Here is a 19,078-nt window from a genome sequence, read left to right as displayed (position 1 = left end):
TCAGCAGTTTTGACGTCACCACCCTCCACAAAATGTACCCCCTTTATTTCCATTAAATTTGCAAAAACCCTAGTTATATAGTAAACTTTATAATATTACTAATCCGATGTCAATACTCAGGATTCTACAATAGTATTTTTAATGATGGATATGGCAGGTGAAACAGTTGGAACCTATATTGCAAGTTAATAATTTAAATGTATCCTTTCAAACTAGAGATGATGAATTTGAAGCCGTAAAAGGTGTTAGTTTTGATCTGAATAATGGAGAAACTCTTGGTATAGTAGGAGAATCTGGAAGTGGCAAGAGTGTTACTGCCCGGGCGATCATGCGCCTGCTCCCCTCACCACCTTCTTATATAAAAGATGGAGAAATTACTTTTCTTGGAGAAAATCTTGCCAATAAAACAGAAAAAGAGATGGAATCGATACGTGGGAGAGATATCGGTATGATATTTCAGGATCCAATGACTTCGCTTAATCCAAGGATACGAATTGGCAACCAAATAGCTGAAAGTTTAATAAAGCATCAACAATTATCGAAGAAACAGGCCAAGGAACAAACCATTGAACTTCTGGAGCTAGTTGGTATCAAGGACAGTGAACGTCGTTATAACCAATACCCCCATGAATTTTCGGGAGGAATGCGGCAACGCGTTGTGATTGCTATTGCACTTTCCTGCCGACCTGCGTTACTGATCGCAGATGAACCCACAACTGCACTGGATGTAACAATTCAAGCACAAATTTTAGCACTGATGAAGAATATACAAGAGCGCTTTGGTACATCAATTATTTTAATTACACATGACCTTGGGGTGGTTGCTGGTATGTGTGACCGGGTTGTTGTAATGAAAGAAGGAGAGATTGTAGAGACTGGGAAAACGGAAGCAATACTTACCGACCCCGAGCATCCGTACACTTTAAAGCTTTTACATGCGCTGCCACGTTTAAATGAAAAGAAAAAACCGAAGAAGGCACCACTTATTCAGACTAAAATGGATCCAAGTAGACCTTTACTTGCTGTCAAATCACTCAAGCAACACTTTATTTTAGGTAAAGGAGATGTCCTAAAAGCAGTAGATAATATTAGTTTCCATATTCAACATGGGGAAACACTTGGTCTAGTTGGGGAATCAGGTTCTGGCAAATCAACGACAGGTCGTTCCGTTTTACGTCTTAATGAACCTACAGATGGCAGTATTTTATATCAGGGAGTCCCTGTAAACCGGTTATCCAAAAGAGAAATGAAAGCAATGCGCCGCCATATGCAAATGATCTTTCAGGACCCTTATTCTTCGCTTAATCCCCGATTTAGGGTGATCGATATTATTGGTCAAGCGTTAGATATACATAAATTGAGCAAGAGTAAGGAGGCTAGGAAGAAGAGAGTTGAAGAACTGCTTGATATGGTCGGACTAGAATCATCACATGCCTTCCGTTACCCACATGAATTCTCAGGTGGACAGCGTCAGCGTATAGGTATTGCACGTGCACTAGCTGTGGAACCGAAGTTTATCGTCTGTGACGAACCCTTATCTGCACTTGATGTGTCCATTCAGGCTCAAATTGTAAAGTTATTGGAGGATTTGCAGCAGCGTCTTGGGCTAACCTATCTGTTCATTGCCCATGATCTATCTATGGTAAAGCATATTAGTGATCGAGTGGCTGTAATGTATGCGGGGAAAATTGTAGAACTTGCTGAAAGCGAAGAACTATACAGCAACCCGCAGCATGATTATACGAAATCATTGCTATCTGCGATTCCCATCCCCGATCCAAAAATTGAATCAAAGAAAAAAAGAACCTTGTTGACCGAACCGACCAAAGAATTTAAATTTGATGTTGAGAATTCCGAACTTAATGAGGTTTCTGAGGGGCACTGGGTAGCTATGCCGTGCAAGTAGTCCTATCTGAGGTGACTCCATTCCTGCCTTGGTGGAACAAGGAGAGCCCAGGTATCGGCTAATTGGTGTTTCCATTACATATTTATTCGACAAAGACGCTTAAATTCTTTGGGATAATAGGAGACTTTATTTATTCAGCGAACCCTAAACAGTTGAATAACTGAAGATATCTCCGCCTCATGAGCGGATCAAAAAATGAAATGCCTTCAAGTGGGTGTGGAATATAGGTTTAGATAAAAAGGCTAAAGTTGACTCATACTAAGGGTGAATTATATCGAGATATAATTAATAGACATCTAAATATAAATCCTTCTAATCAATCAAATAAACTATTTTATAGATAGGATTTTCAAAGAAACGCCCTGGCAGTTTGTAAGGGCGTTTAATGTATTATTAATCAATGAGGGCTACCAGGCCGCCTTCCGTTACTAAGACTGTAACAGAAAGCCTAAATCCCCCTATGCATTTCACGTAGATATCCGGTTCAACTGTTACAATCATACCGAATCAATAGTTTGGCCTCCTAATCCAAAGAACAGCACTACATAATCCAATAGCCCGATATGGTGAAGGTTATAACAAGCTCCACTAATCCTACTACCAACTATATCGGTCTACGCGCTTGCACATCTGGGAAAGTTGGAAAAGGTTGGTGAGGCTCCACTTGGTACCAATATGCTACTGAAGATACATCGTCCGAACGTTCATATAGTTTGATATCATCATTACCAATTTGTTGCAACACAACCTTTAGATTTTTATTGAAACGTATTGGGTCAGGTATATGCCATCTATATAGTCCATGCATTGGAAGCGCATCATTTCCGAATCCATGGGTAGGAATAGCATCCTTTTTGGGAAAGTTATCCCTTGTATGGTCCTTTGTAGACTGAAATGCATACCCCAAGAATGGTGTATTATAAGTAGATGATGTTATCGTCCCGTCCGACTGCTTCTTGTGAAATGCCCAAGCACCACCAAAATAATCCTCCGTACCTGTTCCGCAAATCGTTGGATAATGGTGATCGTCATCAATAAAGAATTTAAATTCTCCCTCTCCCCACCAATAACGTTCCAGAGCCGTAAGCGCTAAGTAGGTACCAACATAGTGACCGTGCGAAACTGTGGCAGTCGATAAACCGCAATATTTACTCACATCGTTTAATGTTATTTTCATTATTTTCATCTTCATACTGTCACTACCTTAAGCTTTAGTTGTGAATTTAAACGTTTAACTTTTTGTATAAAAATAATATGAATTTCTTAATAGAAGAGCTTGTATATGCTTCCCAAGATGATGAACCTTTGCCCTAATGTCGACGCCTTAGTGCCAACAGGACAAGGAAATTGTATAAGCTGCGGAAGATGATTACAAACATACACTTTAAAGAGTAAATATGGTATCGCTGCACTTTAACATAGCAAATGAGGCTGTCAGATTTTTTTAAAGCATTTTTTAACGAACCAACCTTTTAGGAACTAACCGTGTTTGTAAATTTTTTAAATATATGATAATGTGTAGAATATAAAAAAATGAACCACTGTTTCTAATATAGAACCAACTTATTGAAGGGAGTATGATATAGATGAGAGTCGCTACAGATATTGGCGGTACTTTTACCGATCTTATTTATATTGATAATGAAGGAAATATGGGATTTGATAAAGCGCATTCCACTCCACCAAATTTTGAAAACGGTATCATTGATGTCATTGACAAGAGCGGTATAAGTTTTGAATCTATTGATATGTTTTTCCATGGGTCTACCGTTGTTATCAATACACTTACAGAGAGAAAGGGGGCAAAAGTTGGACTAATTACAACAAAAGGAATCAGAGATGTATTAGAAATAGCTCGGGGCAATAGACCAGACTTATATAATTTTAAATATGAAAAACCAAAGCCTTTTGTTGAGCGATATTTAAGAAAAGAAGTAGAGGAAAGAATGGATTACAAAGGGGAGGTTCTTCAGCCGCTAAATAAGCAAGATGTCATCGATATTGTAGATTATTTCAAACAGGAAAAGGTTGAGGCGATAGCAGTTTGTTTATTACATGCTTATAAAAACCCCATTCATGAACAAGAGGTAGTCAGGATTGTGCAAGCAATTTGGCCGGGCATACCTGTTAGTGCATCAAGTGAAATAACTAAAGAGTGGAGGGAATATGAACGGACGAATACTGCCGTTTTAAATTCATATGTGAAGCCAATATTGAACACGTATATTAATAATCTATCAAATAGATTGAGTGATCATCATTATGATGGCATTAAATATATCATGCAATCCAATGGGGGAGTAACTACTTTCGAAAGTGCAAAGGACTATCCGATAAATTTGGTAGAATCAGGACCAGTTGCCGGAATTTATGGTGCAGCTGTATTAGGAGAAATGATAGGAGAGAGTAATATTATTGCTTTTGATATCGGTGGTACAACTGCAAAATGTTCATTAATCAATAATGGTGAAGTTCGGGTTACGACTGATTATTATATAGAAAGGTCGGAAAAAGGTGCGGGATATCCGATTAAGGCTCCAGTAGTAGATATTGTGGAAATTGGAAATGGTGGTGGATCAATTGCCTGGATTGACGAATTGGGTTCTTTAAAAGTTGGCCCACAATCCGCTGGTTCGAATCCTGGTCCGGTATGTTATGGACAAGGAGGAGAACAGCCAACTACAACCGATGCAAATTTATTAGTTGGTAGACTTTCCGAGAAAAACTTTGATTACCAGGTAAATAAACAACCAGTTAATAACGCGATTAAAGAAGTGGTTGCCGATAAATTTACTACGACAACAGAGGAGGCAGCATTAGGTATTATCGAGATGGCAAATTCCAATATGTTAAATGCGCTAAAGCTCATCTCGGTAAGGAAAGGATATAACCCTTCCGAATTCACAATGATTGCCTTTGGTGGCGGGGGGCCGATGCATGCAGCTGAACTTGCAAGGAACTTGGGTATGAAAAAAGTTATCGTACCGTTTTCAGCTTCCGTCTTTTCAGCTTGGGGCATGCTTATGACTGACATTCGTCATGATTATATTCAAACCTATTTACAGAAATTAAATAGAATTGAATTCAATGAAATTAATAATCTATGGAATAAGATGGAGCAAGAAGCCTTAGAACAATACACTGAAGAAAACATTCAAAATGAGAGAGTTATTTTTAATAAATTTGTTGACCTTCGTTATGAAGGTCAAGAGCATACGGTAAAGGTTCCAATTACGAATGATGCGTGGGATGCTAATTTTATAAAAAACTTAAAAAATAAATTTCATGAGTTACATGAACAAAGTTATACATTTATACTGCCAGATGCAGAAGTAGAAATAGTAAACCTTCACTTAACAGGTTTCGGCCAAGTGGAAAAACATAAATTGCGCAAATTAGAAGAAACCGGAGCTACATTAGAAGAAACTACTCTAGAATATAGGAATGTGTATTTTAGGGATCAAGGATGGGTAGAGATTCCAATTCACAGCAGAAATTTGTTAGATCCATCGCATGTTGTAATGGGACCGGCAATTATCGAGGAAAGTACGTCTTCAACGTTAATTTTGGATAATCAAAAAGCAGAAATCGATGCATTCGGAAATATTATTATTGAGATTGAGGTGGAAAAAGTTTATGAACAATAATAGCCCATTTGTAAACGAGGTAATAAAAGATTCATTATTATCGATTGGTGACGAAATGTTTGCTGCCTTGGCAAGGACATCAATGAGCCCGATTATTTATGAAGTACTGGATTATGCGTGTGGTTTAACGGATGCACAGGGGAATTTAGTCAGCCAGGGAAATGGGGTTACCTCGTTTATTGGCATGTTAAGTCCAATGGTTAAGTCGGTAATTGCCGATCACAAAGATGATTTGTATGAGGGAGATATCATTATTATTAATGATCCTTATACTGGTGGGGGTTCTCACCTCTCAGATGTTGGCTTGGTGATGCCGATTTTTTCTGATGGGAAGATAGTTGCTTTTTCAGCCAATAAGGGGCATTGGACGGAAGTTGGCGGGAAGGATCCCGGTTCTTTTACGAATGATGCTACTGAGATATATCAAGAAGGAATCCAGCTGCCCGGTGTTAAATTATTTGAAAAAGGAAAGTTAAATAAAGCGGTTGAAAAAATTATTTCCACAAATGTAAGGCTGCCCAAATTATCAATTGGCGATATGTGGGCCCAAGTTGCAGCATTAAGAACGGGCGCGAAACGATTTGTCGAATTATGCAACAGTTATGGATCGGACACGGTTACGGATGTTATTGATAACTTAATAAAAAGTTCTGAAACATACGCACTCAAAGAATTAGCGCTTTTGCCCAGAGGTTCTTTTGAAGCGGAAGACTTTATTGAAGGGGATCCAAAAAAAGGTGGGCCTTATAACATCAAAGTAAAAGTAACCATCACAGATGATGAATTTATTTGTGATTATCGGGGATCTCATCCACAAGTAACCAATCCAGTAAACTGCTCCTATTACGGGTTAGTTGCTAGTGTTAGGGTCATGTTTTTAGCCATTCTTCGGCCAAAGTTCAATATTACGGAAGGTTTGTTTAAACCACTACGAATTATCACTGATAAGCAATCCATTGTTTCGGCGGAAAGACCTGCTCCCGTATCTATGAATTTTGAAGCTAGACTTGGCGGAGCAGAATTGATTTGGAAAGCACTTGCCCCATCTTTACCGGATCGGCTTTCCGCAGGTCATTTGTTATCCGTATGTTCAGTAACATTGTCAGGGGTGCATCCAGATACGAACGATGATTTCCTTATTGTAGAGCCTTCTGTAGGTGGTTGGGGAGCAGGTGATAATCACGACGGTCAAGGTGGACAATTCTGTATGGGAGACGGTGAAACATATAATGTTCCTATCGAGGTAGCAGAAATAAAGTATGGTGTCAGAGTAAAAGAATACAGCTTCCGGGATGACAGTAGTGGCGCTGGTGAATTTATTGGTGGTAAAGGTGTCGTTCGATCGTACGAAATTTTAAGTGATAAGCAACATCTATCGGCAAGTTACGGAAGATTTTCATTTAAACCATGGGGGATGAACGGTGGGAATGACGGGGCATCCAGCCTGATAAAGGTTTATCGAAAAGACGGAGAAATTGTTGGCCCATTTGGAGTGTCGACAAGAATGGAGTTGAATAAAGGCGACGTTGCTCAATTGGTCACACCTTCAGGAGGAGGCTATGGTGATCCTAAGTTAAGAGATAAAGGAAAAGTGAAACTGGATGTCAAAAATGAATTTTTTAGCGAAGAAGAGGCAGAGAAACTATTTGATGTAAGGTTAAACGATGATTGATAAAAAAGGATGTTTAACCTTTTGAACATCCTTGAAAAGTGGTGGCATAGATGACTTTGAAAACTTTGGGAATCGCATTAGATGTATTAAGTAAGTTTACAAAACAACATATTACATGGGGATTAAGAGAACTTGCCAAGGAAATGGATATGAATCATACCGTCCTATATCGGATATTAAAAACTTATGAGAGTAAAGGATTTTTGGTACAGGATAACGTGACAAAGAAGTATGAACTTGGATCAAAGATGCTTGACTTACTATCAGCTGTTCAGCAAAAAGTCAATTTATCCGACTTTGTTGTTCCTATCATGAAATCGCTTAGTAATGAGACAAATGAATCTGTATTTTTGACATGGAGAGATGGTTTTGCTGGTACAACCGTGGAAATTTCGGAAAGTCCCCAGCAAATTAAATTTGCCGTATCCATTGGGTATCAAACCCCTCTCTATGTTGGAGCTTCATGTAAAGTAATCATGGCATTCCTGCTTCCGGCAGAACAAAAGGAAATTATAAATAATGGAACGAATAAATTTACGGATCGGACCTTGGTAGAAAAAGAGGAAATTTTAAGCAGTCTGGAAGAAATCAAACAACAGGGATGGTGTTACTCAGAAGGGGAATTTTCAGAGGATGTTTTCGGTATCGGGGTGCCCATCTTTGGAAAGGATGAGAAAATTCTCGGGTCGTTAACCATTGCGGGGCCCATTTACCGGATAACTCCAGATAAAAAGAGTCTATTTTTAGACAGGCTTCTGAAGGGGAAAACGGAAATTGAGCAATCTATTCAATTATTAGGTGTTGATGATGTATATAAATAACCATGAAATTAGGGAGGTTCAGCGATGGAAGAAAAAGAATTCATAGATGTTAAACACCCAGAAATAGAACATCCATCTATTAAGGATCCTGCAATATTAACCGTAATCATTTTCTTAGCGGTAATCGGTGCAATAATCGGAGTTCAGTTAATTACATCATTGGGGATTTCAGCAAACACATCGATTGTAGGTGCTGTTTTTGCCATGATTTTGTCCCGAATACCGTTGCAACAGTTAGTCAAATTCAAATCGATTCATTCCCAAAATTTAGTGCAAACTTCTATCTCTGCAGCAACCTTTGGGGCCGCAAGCAGTTTAATTCTCCCAATCGGTATCCCATATGTGTTGGGAATGACTCAATTAATTATTCCACTTTTCATTGGCGTCATCATGGCGATGTTTGTTGATGCGTTGTTATTGTATAAGTTTTTTGACACGAAGGTTTTCCCGGCAAAAGAAGCTTGGCCCCCTGGTATTGCTACTGCAGAAGCCATTAAAGCTGGTGATGAGGGCGGAAAAAGAGCCAAATATCTTCTGACAGGAATCGGCGTTGGAATAATAGGCTCGATATTAAAAATACCGATGTCGGCATTCGGTGTCGCTTTCATCGGAAATATTTGGGCACTTTCGATGTTTGGTTTGGGTTTATTGGCTAGCTCATATTCTCCATCAATCATAGGCGTTAATTTAGATGATTATTATATACCGCACGGATTTATGATTGGTGCAGGCATTGTAGCACTGTTTCAAGTTTTGTTCATTATATTTAATAAGAACAAAAAGGTCAAAAATGAGGAAAAAGCGTATGCAAAAAATACAAGGGAGATTGGCCAAGGGTTCGGCTACGGTTTTATAGCGTACGTGATTGTTTCCATTATTATGGCTATCATAGGCGGCTTGTACACAAATATGTCGCTTTTTATGATCATTGGTTTTGCCTTATTTGCAGCGGCGGCAGCATTTGCCCATGAACTAATTGTCGGTATTGCTGCCATGCATGCAGGCTGGTTTCCAGCTTTTGCAGTTGCATTAATCACACTAATCATTGGAATATTAATCGGCTTTCCGACTGAAGCGTTGGCCATGCTGGCAGGGTTTAGCGCATGTACAGGAGTAGCATTTGCTGATATGGGTTACGATTTGAAAACCGGGTTTATCTTGAGGGGAAACGGCGAGGATCCAGCATTTGAAAAAGAAGGGCGGAAACATCAATTGTTAGTTGCAATGGTTGGATTTTCTGTTGCCGCCATCATCGTGCTGCTTACCTTTAATCATTATTTCTCCCAAGGTTTAATTCCACCTATTAATCATGTATATGCGGCTGCAATCCAATTAGGTGTATCTAATAGTATTGCTCTGCATTTGATCATATGGGCTATACCAGGAGCAATTTTACAACTTATTGGAGGATCGGGAAAACAGCTGGGGATTTTGTTTAGTACAGGCTTGTTATTAATCAATCCGCTTGCTGGGTGGGCTGTTTTAGTAGGTATCATTATCAGAATAATTGTACTTAAGAAAGCTCCCCAACATGAACAAAATATGACGATTATGGCTGCAGGAGTCATTGCAGGAGACGCGATTTATAGTTTCTTAAATTCGATTATTAAAGTGGGTAAATAGAATATAGGGATCATTTAATTCAGAAAACTCATTATTATTGTTAAACATCGTTATTAAATAACCCCCGCCTCTATAGTAAAATCAATAGGCAGGGGTTATTTAGTGCCTTTTCAATTACAATATCTGAAATTCCCTAGGAAAAGAAGTCAATAATTCGCCGTCACCATCTTCATTACCCATATTCCCCGCCCACCCTACAACTTATAATCTTTTTTGCAGGACTTCGTTGCTAAAATTGTCGAAGGGTAAAGGTACAAGTCCAATGAGGTGATGACATTGAACAACACAGCCCCGCAAATTCCCGATTTTCAAGTATGCCATGTAGGAGTTGCACCCATTATTCGTCAGTTAATTGAGGGCTAATCAAGCGGATCGATGAACTATCTCACGTAAAAAAGGAAGATTGCAATATATCTTGGCACCTGCATTGGAGTAATCATGATCAATCAATTGACGAGTCGAAAGGCACTTTACAAAATAGAAGAGTTCTACGAGGGGCAGGATGTGGAATTATTATTTGGTTCAGAAATAGAGCCCATGATTTTAATGATGATGCATTAGGACGGGCACTGGACGCTCTTTACCATACTGACCTGAAAAAAGTTTATATCCAGGCGGTTCAAGGTGTGCAGGAAGCTATATCAGCTTTGAGTTTAGACAGACTTCATATTGATACCACCTCGTTTGTGTACACAGGACAGGACAAGGAAGCGATCATCTTCTTAAAATTATGCGCGGTTATTCCAAAGATCACCGGCCGGATCTGCCGCAAATAAAGTTCGGAATGGGAACAACGGGTCAGGGAACTTCGGTATATGGAGAAACTCTGGATGGAAACCAGGACGACAAAAATGAAATGGCCACTTTTCGAAGACCATAACGGACTGGTTTTCCCCGGAAGCGTTGGCAAAAGACAAACTGGATGGAAAGACGTATCTATTTGTCATTGTTCACTCCAATAAGTGGGACGGACGAAAACAAAAAAAGTATCACATCCCAAATCGAAAAAGAAAAACAGAAGTGGGAAAAAGACAAAGAAAAACTGGAGAAAAAGGACTTTTCCTGTGAACGTGATGCAAAGCTTGCCCTGTCCGAATTTCACCGCGGCGCTCATATGATAGAAAGATATGTTGCTTCAGAAACAAGGGCAGGAAAACGGAAAAAAACGGGGACGTCCCAAAAAAGGCGAAACCACGCCACCATCAGTGACGGTCTATACCGTAAAACTGGTCATTCATCCACCATCCGACGAACAATTGGAACAACTACGTGAAAAGCCATCGACCTTTATCCTGATAACAAACAATATGAATAAACTGGAGACGCCGGATGTGGAGTAGTTGCTAAAAGCCTACAAGGAGCAGCAAACAGTAGAAAACCGATTCCGATTTTTGAAAAACCCCTATTTTATCGGCAGAGACTTCCTGGAAAAGCCTAAGCGTGAAGAAGCTTTTGCCTATGTCATGATGTTAAGCGTGATGGTGTACAGCGTGTTCGAATGTCTCATCCGCTAAAGCATGGAAATGGAAGACGAGCCACTTGACTTGATGGGGGGCAGCAGAAACAGCTTTCGCCCAACAGGAGAATCCGTATTAGAGATTCTGGACACGGTTGATATCGTTCATTTCAAACAGGATGGGAAATAATAAGAGTATTACCGGAAAACGCAAAAGCAAGGGTGAAACGAATTTTAGGATTATTGGGAATGTACGATGCTGTTTTTACACAGCCAAATAGCAAAAATGCTGTCGAAAAACTGAGCAAGTAACAAGTGCATGAACATCCTTTGTCTGTTTTGTGTCGAATACTACGAGGTTTGTCATGTATTGTAAAAAAATGTCATAAAAACAACTTGGAATTGTTTTTATGACATTTGCATGGTGGAAAAGTATGGCTTTAATGTGTTTGCGGGGAATCTGGGTTAATACATTTCAAGGGCAAAGTTGCCCTTGAAAACTAAAAACCAAAAAACAGGAATAGCTACCGCTATTCCTACAAAAATCACTCATCCTCCACATCAACATCAATATAAAAACTAACCCTGCTCCCCAACAAATAATACTCCGAATAATGCACTGGAATATCATTATTATCATTAATAACCTTATTTACCTTTATAACCGGATCGGAATTCGAAATATCAAAAAGTTTACTTATTTCCATAGTAGGGAGAGAGACTTCAATATCCTTTTTTGCATTTTTAAACTTCACCCCATAATCATCGTGAATGATTCTGAATGTAGAAACATTATCCTCTATCTTCGGTAAAATATTTGGATAGACATCATAAGGCAGGTATGCGAAATCAACACTGAAAACATCGTGGTCATCTTTGATGACTCTTACCAGCTTCACGACTTCAAAAGGGCTGTCCCGATTAAACTTTTCCATTAAAAATTCGTCTGCTGTTATGATTTCTTTCCTTATAACTTCTTTGGTGAAGTGATTTTCTGAGGAAGACAGACCTTCTGTAAATCCCTTCAAATCAAGGATGTGAATAGGACGTCTGAGGCCTTTCACGAAGGTTCCTTTACCGTGAATCACTTCAATGATTCCTTCACTTTCAAGTTCCTTTACTGCTCTCCTTACGGTTATTCTGCTGGCATTAAATTGATCGCACAATTCCTTTTCAATTGGGAGCCTGTCTCCCTTTTTGATTTCTTCCCTTTCGATCATATCTCTGATCCCGAGCTTGATTTGTTCATACAAAAAGATAGAATTTTCTTTATTTACTTCTTTAAAATTTGCCATTTTTCCACGCTACCTTTTCTTAATAGATAATATGATTAACTATCATGATGAATCTGTAATAATTATAACAGAATTGATTATTATTCCTAGAATTATTATCCTTTAATCGAAAAGGAAGCCACCATCATTTCATTTCTTTCGGATATCCAAATCCTCCATAAAAACCACAAGTGACACCGGATCTTTTTGCAGCAAATTGCAATGCTTTCTTTATATCTTTATTTGTAAAATAATCAGTTAAAAATCCGCCTATGAAACTGTCTCCAGCACCCATTGTATCAATGACCTCCACATTATCCACTTCCTGTAAGTACCGATTTCCATTATGGATGAAGATTGCTGGTTTACTCCCTCTGGTAATTCCAATGGTTTCCAGGTCATACTCTGAAAGTTTTTTGATTAAAGATTCTATTTCGGCGTCTGTTAGACTAGCACCTGAGAAAAACCCAATGGAAATATGTGGGCACACCTTTTCGAGATACTCCCAATTATAATTCTCCGAGAAATCAAATGAGACTTTAATATGCCTGGAAAGCTTCGGTAGCTCCTCTTCCAGAAAGGAATAACAACTCGTATGGCAGATATCGAATTGGTCAATATATTCATAGTCTTCCTCTACCAGTCTCAGTTTCACTTTGTGCTGAACTGTATTTTGGGGACTACTTACAAATACCCTGTCTCCATCATTCGTCAAATTCACTTTGGGCTGTCCGCTGACTCCCTTAACAACCCGTGACAGGTTATAATTTACCCCCTCCAGGCCTAGTGCATATTTTAGATGGTCTGCTTTATCGTCGGTTGCAAACACGCCAATATAGCCAACCTTTTCTGCACCAGATCTTTTACAATTAACCGCTACATTAACCGCGTTTCCGCCTGGAAAATATTCGTCTCTATCTAAATAGCAATCAACTACATTATCTCCTATTGTTATAATGTTCAATTTTGATCATCCTTTCCATTACCCTTTTACAGATCCTTCTGATAAACCTCGAACCAAATATTTTTGAAGTACAATAAGTAAAATTATCATAGGCAGGGAAGCAATGACCATTCCTGCAAGAAGTATGCCCCAATCTGTTTGCAGGGCATCTCTGAAATTCATCAACCCAGATGGAATTGTTTTTAGTGATTCTGTATCAATGAATACAGTGGCAAACAAAAACTCATTCCATGCATAAAATGCAGTCAATACTACTGTGGTAATTAATATCGGCAATGACATGGGAAGATAGATTCTAAGATATATCCCAAACTCGCTGCATCCGTCCATCAAGGCTGATTCATTCAACTCTCTAGGTATTCCTAAAAAGTATGACCTCAATAACAGCACACATATTGGCAGCCGAAAGGCAATATAAGGCAAAATCAATGCCAGCCTGGTATCAGGACGAGTATTGTAGAACTTATTATCAAACTAGACAAACGCCATACATGTATACGATTTTTTTCATTACTGAAAATATACGAACACCACAAAAGCGACCCTAAGAATATTCGGATCCTTGCGATCCACCTTTGCCATGTTTTAGATCCATTCATTCATAAACCAAATTTACCCAATAAATCCGGAGTTTATTAACATTGTAGTGAATTTGCTTTTTATGTATGAGGTCTTGAAACGGAGTCGATGTTTATGGCTTTAGACAAAAAAGGCAGCTATAAGCTTGCCTAGCAAGAAAGCCTACCATAACCACTTCTCCGTGTAAAAACCGTTCACTGTATTTTAAGTAATAAGTCAAAAGCCCCGGATATTTCAATGGTAGCCGCACTAAATTATGTCATTAGTGGATCATTTCAATGGCAATACTCAACAGTTGGATAAGGGGCGGTATAGTGTTTCGGTGGCCGTAATCAATATTTTTTGAAAATCTCATTATACCGTTTTAGTACAATAATGACATCTCCTACTGTAACAGTAACCAATTTTCGACATTAATAAAAAGTTCCTACAAAATTAACAGGAATTTGCATGATTAATATCGAATATAGTTAGAAAAGGAGGTGATATTTATGCCAACTACAGGTGAAAAACCAGGTATTGGAACTAATCAATGCAAAAATTGTGGAGAAACTGTTCATCCTGATGATAACTCAGACCATTTACCACCATGTCCCAAGTGTGATGGGACAGAATTCAGATAGATCTAGAGGTTTATAAAGTATCAATTGAATTTTCATCACTATCAAATCAAATATTTTATCTAACATCAAATGATCAACAACAAAATATGGAACCTGCGGTAATGCTTTAGAGCCTCTGCCAAAATAAAAATATAAAGAATGTACATTTAAAGTGGCTGCCATGTTAATAATTATCTTCACGGAAAAGAAGGAGCAGCATATGTCCTCACTCCCCTAAAAGGAGCATCAAAAAACATTGTAAAACAACTTGATGATAGCCTCCAACATTTTGCTAGTGTAGTTTTTAAACACAACTATAATAGTTTTAAACACCAATAAAGCAGAACTCCCCCCCAACAAGCTATCAGAGGGATTCCTGCTACAATTCTATTGCCATTTTTTGATAAGGTTATCGGCATGTTTTATCAATGTTGTTGCAGCTCCCTTATCCATTTGGCCATTTTCCTGGTAGTTGTTAACCAATTGTTTAAATCCATTCATGTGTTTAACTGCTTTTTCTAATACACCCTCCTTCACAAAGTGATCGATTGAAATCAAATGTGTTTGCAGCAAACGTACATCGCGATCATTTTCAATTTTGCCATCTTCCGCGTATTGCTTCACCAATGATGTCATTGTCATGATCGTCGATTCAACATTTCCACTGTCCTCCACCTTGTCAATTTTAACCTCATAAAGTGCAGGTGCATTTTCATCTTCCCATTCAATTTTCAAATCTAAAATGGAATCAATGTTCGTTGTATCAAAGAATGTATACCCTGAGTCTACAGTTCCAAGTTCTTTCCAGCCATTTAATGTTCGAACCGAAACCTTGCTATTGGAAACATTAGATGGGTCTTCCATAAGTGTGATGCTGGTTACGCTTGTTCCTGCTTCACCAACATGATATAGTACCTCACCAGCTTTTCCATCGGCAGGCTTGAACTTGGTGTTAAGTTTTCCATCAGCGATATTGCCAATGCTGTTTCCTATATTAACGACTGAAGTTGTTGTTATTGTTGGATCATTAACTTCCCGTAAAAACTCATCGCCGTTAATTTGAATTTCTTGCATTCTAAGCCAATTGCCTGTTCCTTGTTTCGTTCGAGTTACTTTAAATCGTAAAAATCTAGCCTCTTGATCGATATCTTTTACTTCTTTTGTACGATAGGTGTCTTCAAGTTTATTAAAAATGTCCTCAATACGGTCTTCATCGCTCTCTTCTCCCTTATTCGGACCATCTTGATTTCCGAGAGTCATCGCCGTATGCCATTCCTTGCCATCCAGTGACGATTCAATAACTGCATGACGCGGGAAGTCATGCTCATCCTCTTTAACATAAACTTTTAAGCGATCAAGGTTAATTTTTTGTCCTAGATTATACGTAATAAACTGCCCTTTCGTTTGTCGTTTTGCAAACCAGGTATATGTTGATAAATCACCGTCTAAAACATTTAATGGTAATGATGATTTGTGAAGCTCCACATTTTTATCCTCTATTGTCGGGCCATTGAATTCCGGTAAAAACTCGCCATCATTAATTTGAATTTCCTGCATTCGAAGCCAGTTGCCTGTTCCCTGTTTCGTTCGAGTTACTTTAAATCGTAAAAATCTAGCCTCTTGGTCAATATCCTTTACTTCCTTTGTACGATAGGTGCCTTCAATTTTATTAAAAATATCCTCAATACGGTCTTTATCACTCTCTTCTCCCTTATTCGGACCATCTTGATTTCCGAGAGTCATCGCCGTATGCCATTCCTTACCATCCAGTGAAGATTCAATAACTGCATGACGCGGGAAGTCATGCTCATCCTCTTTAACATAAACTTTTAAGCTTTCAAGGTTTATTTTTTGTCCTAGATTATACGTAATAAACTGCCCTTTCGTTTGGGCTTCTCCAAACCAAGTATGTGTTGATAAGTCACCGTCTAAAACATTTAATGGAGAGGACTTATAAAGCTTCACATTTCTACCCTCCACTGTTTTCGGTTTTACCTCGTTAGATGCAACCTTAAATGTATCTAACGTAAAATGAATAGTATCGGATGTTTTGTTTATCAATCTAACATATCTAGCATCAGAAGGTCTGTTTAAATCTTTGACTGTTTCCCATTCTATTCCGTTTACTGAGGTCTGTATGGATAGTCCATCCTTTATCGTTGCCTCAATGTTGGACAGATCCTTTATCCGGCTTAGTTTTAACCCAATATACTCATTTCTGTCCAATTCCACTTCAGCTTTAGTATCAATCGATGTAACGGCAGGCTCCTCCGTTACAGACAGTTCTTTATAATCATCTACATTAGTAAACATGCTAGCTTTAGATTGTTTTACATCTACACCCAAAAGTTTTTCAATATTTTGGAAGACTTTCTTCTCCAAGTTATCCGTGAACGGCTGTAGCCTCTTTTGGGCAGGCTTTGCCTTCATTGTTCCTTTTAATAATGGCCTGTCGTAATTCAAGCTTTGCTTCCGTAGCGACGATGCTTTTGAAACCGTGTTCCATGCTTCTTCTTTATCTCCTTCTTCAATTGCAAGAGCTGTCTTCATAAATTCAATATTTGCCAGCACCATATCACGCAACGCTTTGACAAATGGTGCCAGTTCTTCTCTTAGTTTATCGTTCTTTGTTTTCGCTAAAAATCCATTTGCTGCGTCAGCTATTTTTTGGAATTCGGCAATTGCTTCTTGGGCAATTTCGTCTAATGACTCCCCATTATTCACTTTTTCCGTTATCGAATTTAATAATTCTTTAATATTTTCACTTTCAGCCAGTTCTAAACCATCAGGGTCCGCATCAGACATGTGTTTGGCTAGTTCATGCAATTCTTCTGCAGCATCTGATTCAATATACTTAAAGCTGTCATCCCAGCTTTTTTGCGGATTAAAGTCAACGGTGTTCCATGTGTAGTCTGCGATGGCGAAAAGAGCAATTTTTGATGCCTCAGCTTCTTGCATTGGATTTGTCACAACACCAGCAAGATTTTCGATGCCGGGCTGAAGCATTTCTCCTTTACCAAGGAAGACCCTTGACATATCCACATCGTTTACCGGCCAGTTCAGCCAAAATAGCGGGTCTCTTCTTTCCACTCCATTATTACTTTTATTTTTAAATACATCAATTGTACTTTGGACAACTGGCGCACAAGTAGTTGATCCCGTCCAGAAGATCTTAATATCCTCGTCAAACCCTTCTTCATATGCATTTAACTCTTCCGGATTCCAGGCCCATCCAGAGTTATAGCTCGCTGGACAATAGACAAGGTCATACACATCCCCCTTTTCCTCTGCCCATTCCGAAACAGAATTCATTAATTGGACGACATAATCAAGTGGCAGGCTTCCAACATCGTCACCCAATACACCGAATTGGCGCACACCCGCATCGTATAATTGTTCAAACTTTGCAAGAAGTTTTTCTGTATTTTCATCAAGGACCGCCATGGCTGCATCTTCGCCTTCCCTTCGTGCAAGGTCAGCCACTTCACCCAATGGGGAGATCGTCCAAACAAAACGCGTTTTTGTTTCATTCCCGACTTGTGCCATTTTTTGTATCCCTGCTAACTCTTCCTCGGGATATAATTTATCCCACTTTTCCCTATGGTAAGGATCATCCTTTGGTGCAAATATATATGAATTCATTTTATAGTTGCCACCAAATTTCATTAGGGATATTCGATCTTCATTGCTCCAGGGAATCCCATAGTACCCTTCAATAAAACCTCTAATTTCCGTATTCGCAAAATCTTCAATACTCAAATTGCGAATTACTTTTTGCGGACTTTGTGCGAGGATTGCCTCTAGTGTAACTAAGCCGTAAAAGCTTGCATCCGTATCCTTTCCTAAAATCGTAATGTTGTTGTCTTTAATTTCTAATTGGTAGGCATCTATTTGGTCAAAATCCATTCCTTGACTGTCAACATGTTTAACTGCAAATTTGTCAACTGGACCATTTGAACCTTTTGTGCCAATAAGCAAATTAATTTTATCCTTTGATGGTTCTGTAACAACAGTTGGTGCCTCTAAACCATTATTCGTAAATACTTTTTCAACTTTTCTTTTTGTAACGTCATCAATTGTATCGTCATAAATAACTTGAACCCCTTTCCTTAGGGAAGTCATGCCCTTACCATACTCAATGCTATGGGGAATCGGATAAATTTCGTAATCCTTTGCAGGGCTTTTACCTGCTGCACTTGCAACTGGCACGAACACACTTGAGACTGTGCTAAATACCATGGTAGTGATAATCATTAAACAGAACAATAATCGTTTTTTCATATTCTTTATCCCTTCCTTTCCTGCCTTTATATAAGTAGGTAATTAGAAAAACTTGCTTGATAACGGTTTCATTTACACCTCCTTGATTTGCAAAACAGTAGATTATCTTGCTATTTGTTGGAGTATGGAGCACTAAATTCAAAGTTCATGCAGCGAAGGTTATTTATCTTCCCATAGGTGGGCAGTTAAGCATATGGCTGTTGACACCCGCTTTTCCTAATAGTTTTAGCCTGTAATTTCAATAGAGGTTTGT

At 38.7% G+C, this 19,078-nt stretch carries 10 protein-coding genes and 3 pseudogenes; 8 read left to right on the top strand and 5 right to left on the bottom strand.

The window, feature by feature from the left end:
• Nucleotides 1-166 precede the first annotated feature (166 nt).
• Nucleotides 167-1,906 (top strand): ABC transporter ATP-binding protein, encoded by a 1,740-nt coding sequence (locus CZ382_RS24680; protein ID WP_088052584.1) that lies wholly within the window; start codon nucleotides 167-169, stop codon nucleotides 1,904-1,906.
• A 604-nt stretch (nucleotides 1,907-2,510) separates the two neighbouring features.
• Here the strand turns inward: CZ382_RS24680 and CZ382_RS18130 are convergent.
• The gene (locus CZ382_RS18130) at nucleotides 2,511-3,098 is read right to left on the bottom strand and encodes a DUF2961 domain-containing protein (RefSeq protein ID WP_088052583.1); all 588 of its coding nucleotides are present in this window, start codon (nucleotides 3,096-3,098) and stop codon (nucleotides 2,511-2,513) included.
• A 394-nt stretch (nucleotides 3,099-3,492) separates the two neighbouring features.
• Between CZ382_RS18130 and CZ382_RS18125 the strand changes: the two genes are divergently transcribed.
• From CZ382_RS18125 to CZ382_RS24990, 5 genes and pseudogenes are all read left to right on the top strand, one after another.
• Entirely contained in the window at nucleotides 3,493-5,553 is a 2,061-nt protein-coding gene (locus CZ382_RS18125; RefSeq protein WP_088052582.1) for a hydantoinase/oxoprolinase family protein, read from the top strand.
• A complete protein-coding gene (locus tag CZ382_RS18120; protein WP_088052581.1) occupies nucleotides 5,543-7,225 on the top strand; it encodes a hydantoinase B/oxoprolinase family protein in 1,683 nt (560 codons plus the stop codon). The genes CZ382_RS18125 and CZ382_RS18120 overlap by 11 nt, the downstream gene beginning before the upstream one ends.
• 50 nt (nucleotides 7,226-7,275) lie before the next feature.
• Nucleotides 7,276-8,046 carry an IclR family transcriptional regulator gene (locus CZ382_RS18115; protein ID WP_088052580.1) on the top strand — a complete coding sequence of 257 codons (771 nt, stop codon included), beginning with the start codon at nucleotides 7,276-7,278 and terminating at the stop codon, nucleotides 8,044-8,046.
• A 24-nt stretch (nucleotides 8,047-8,070) separates the two neighbouring features.
• Nucleotides 8,071-9,669 (top strand): OPT/YSL family transporter, encoded by a 1,599-nt coding sequence (locus tag CZ382_RS18110; protein ID WP_088052579.1) that lies wholly within the window; start codon nucleotides 8,071-8,073, stop codon nucleotides 9,667-9,669.
• A gap of 276 nt (nucleotides 9,670-9,945) precedes the next feature.
• Nucleotides 9,946-11,437, top strand: a pseudogene (locus CZ382_RS24990) (IS1634 family transposase).
• Nucleotides 11,438-11,670: 233 nt separating this feature from the next.
• Here the strand turns inward: CZ382_RS24990 and CZ382_RS18095 are convergent.
• From CZ382_RS18095 to CZ382_RS18085, 3 genes and pseudogenes are all read right to left on the bottom strand, one after another.
• Nucleotides 11,671-12,420: a GntR family transcriptional regulator gene (locus CZ382_RS18095; RefSeq protein WP_088052576.1), complete on the bottom strand. Its 750-nt coding sequence runs from the start codon at nucleotides 12,418-12,420 to the stop codon at nucleotides 11,671-11,673.
• 124 nt (nucleotides 12,421-12,544) lie between these two features.
• Complete coding sequence (locus CZ382_RS18090; protein ID WP_088052575.1) at nucleotides 12,545-13,363, bottom strand: PfkB family carbohydrate kinase; 819 nt, start codon at nucleotides 13,361-13,363, stop codon at nucleotides 12,545-12,547.
• An 18-nt stretch (nucleotides 13,364-13,381) separates the two neighbouring features.
• A pseudogene (locus CZ382_RS18085) lies at nucleotides 13,382-13,807 on the bottom strand (carbohydrate ABC transporter permease); the annotation flags it as partial.
• Nucleotides 13,808-14,433: 626 nt separating this feature from the next.
• Here CZ382_RS18085 and CZ382_RS24890 point away from each other — a divergent pair.
• Complete coding sequence (locus tag CZ382_RS24890) at nucleotides 14,434-14,565, top strand: zinc ribbon-containing protein (RefSeq protein ID WP_088052574.1); 132 nt, start codon at nucleotides 14,434-14,436, stop codon at nucleotides 14,563-14,565.
• A 168-nt stretch (nucleotides 14,566-14,733) separates the two neighbouring features.
• Nucleotides 14,734-14,883: pseudogene (locus CZ382_RS24885) on the top strand (glycerate kinase); the annotation flags it as partial.
• 48 nt (nucleotides 14,884-14,931) lie between these two features.
• On the opposite strand, the gene CZ382_RS18070 reads toward CZ382_RS24885, so the two are convergent.
• Nucleotides 14,932-18,825: a beta-N-acetylglucosaminidase domain-containing protein gene (locus tag CZ382_RS18070; RefSeq protein ID WP_088052573.1), complete on the bottom strand. Its 3,894-nt coding sequence runs from the start codon at nucleotides 18,823-18,825 to the stop codon at nucleotides 14,932-14,934.
• Between the last annotated feature and the right edge of the window lie 253 nt (nucleotides 18,826-19,078).

This window comes from Virgibacillus dakarensis (assembly GCF_900155625.1).
Lineage (GTDB): Bacteria > Bacillota > Bacilli > Bacillales > Amphibacillaceae > Lentibacillus_C > Lentibacillus_C populi.
Note: the sequence above shows the minus strand (reverse complement) of the source record. Positions and strands in the feature narration are given on the sequence as shown.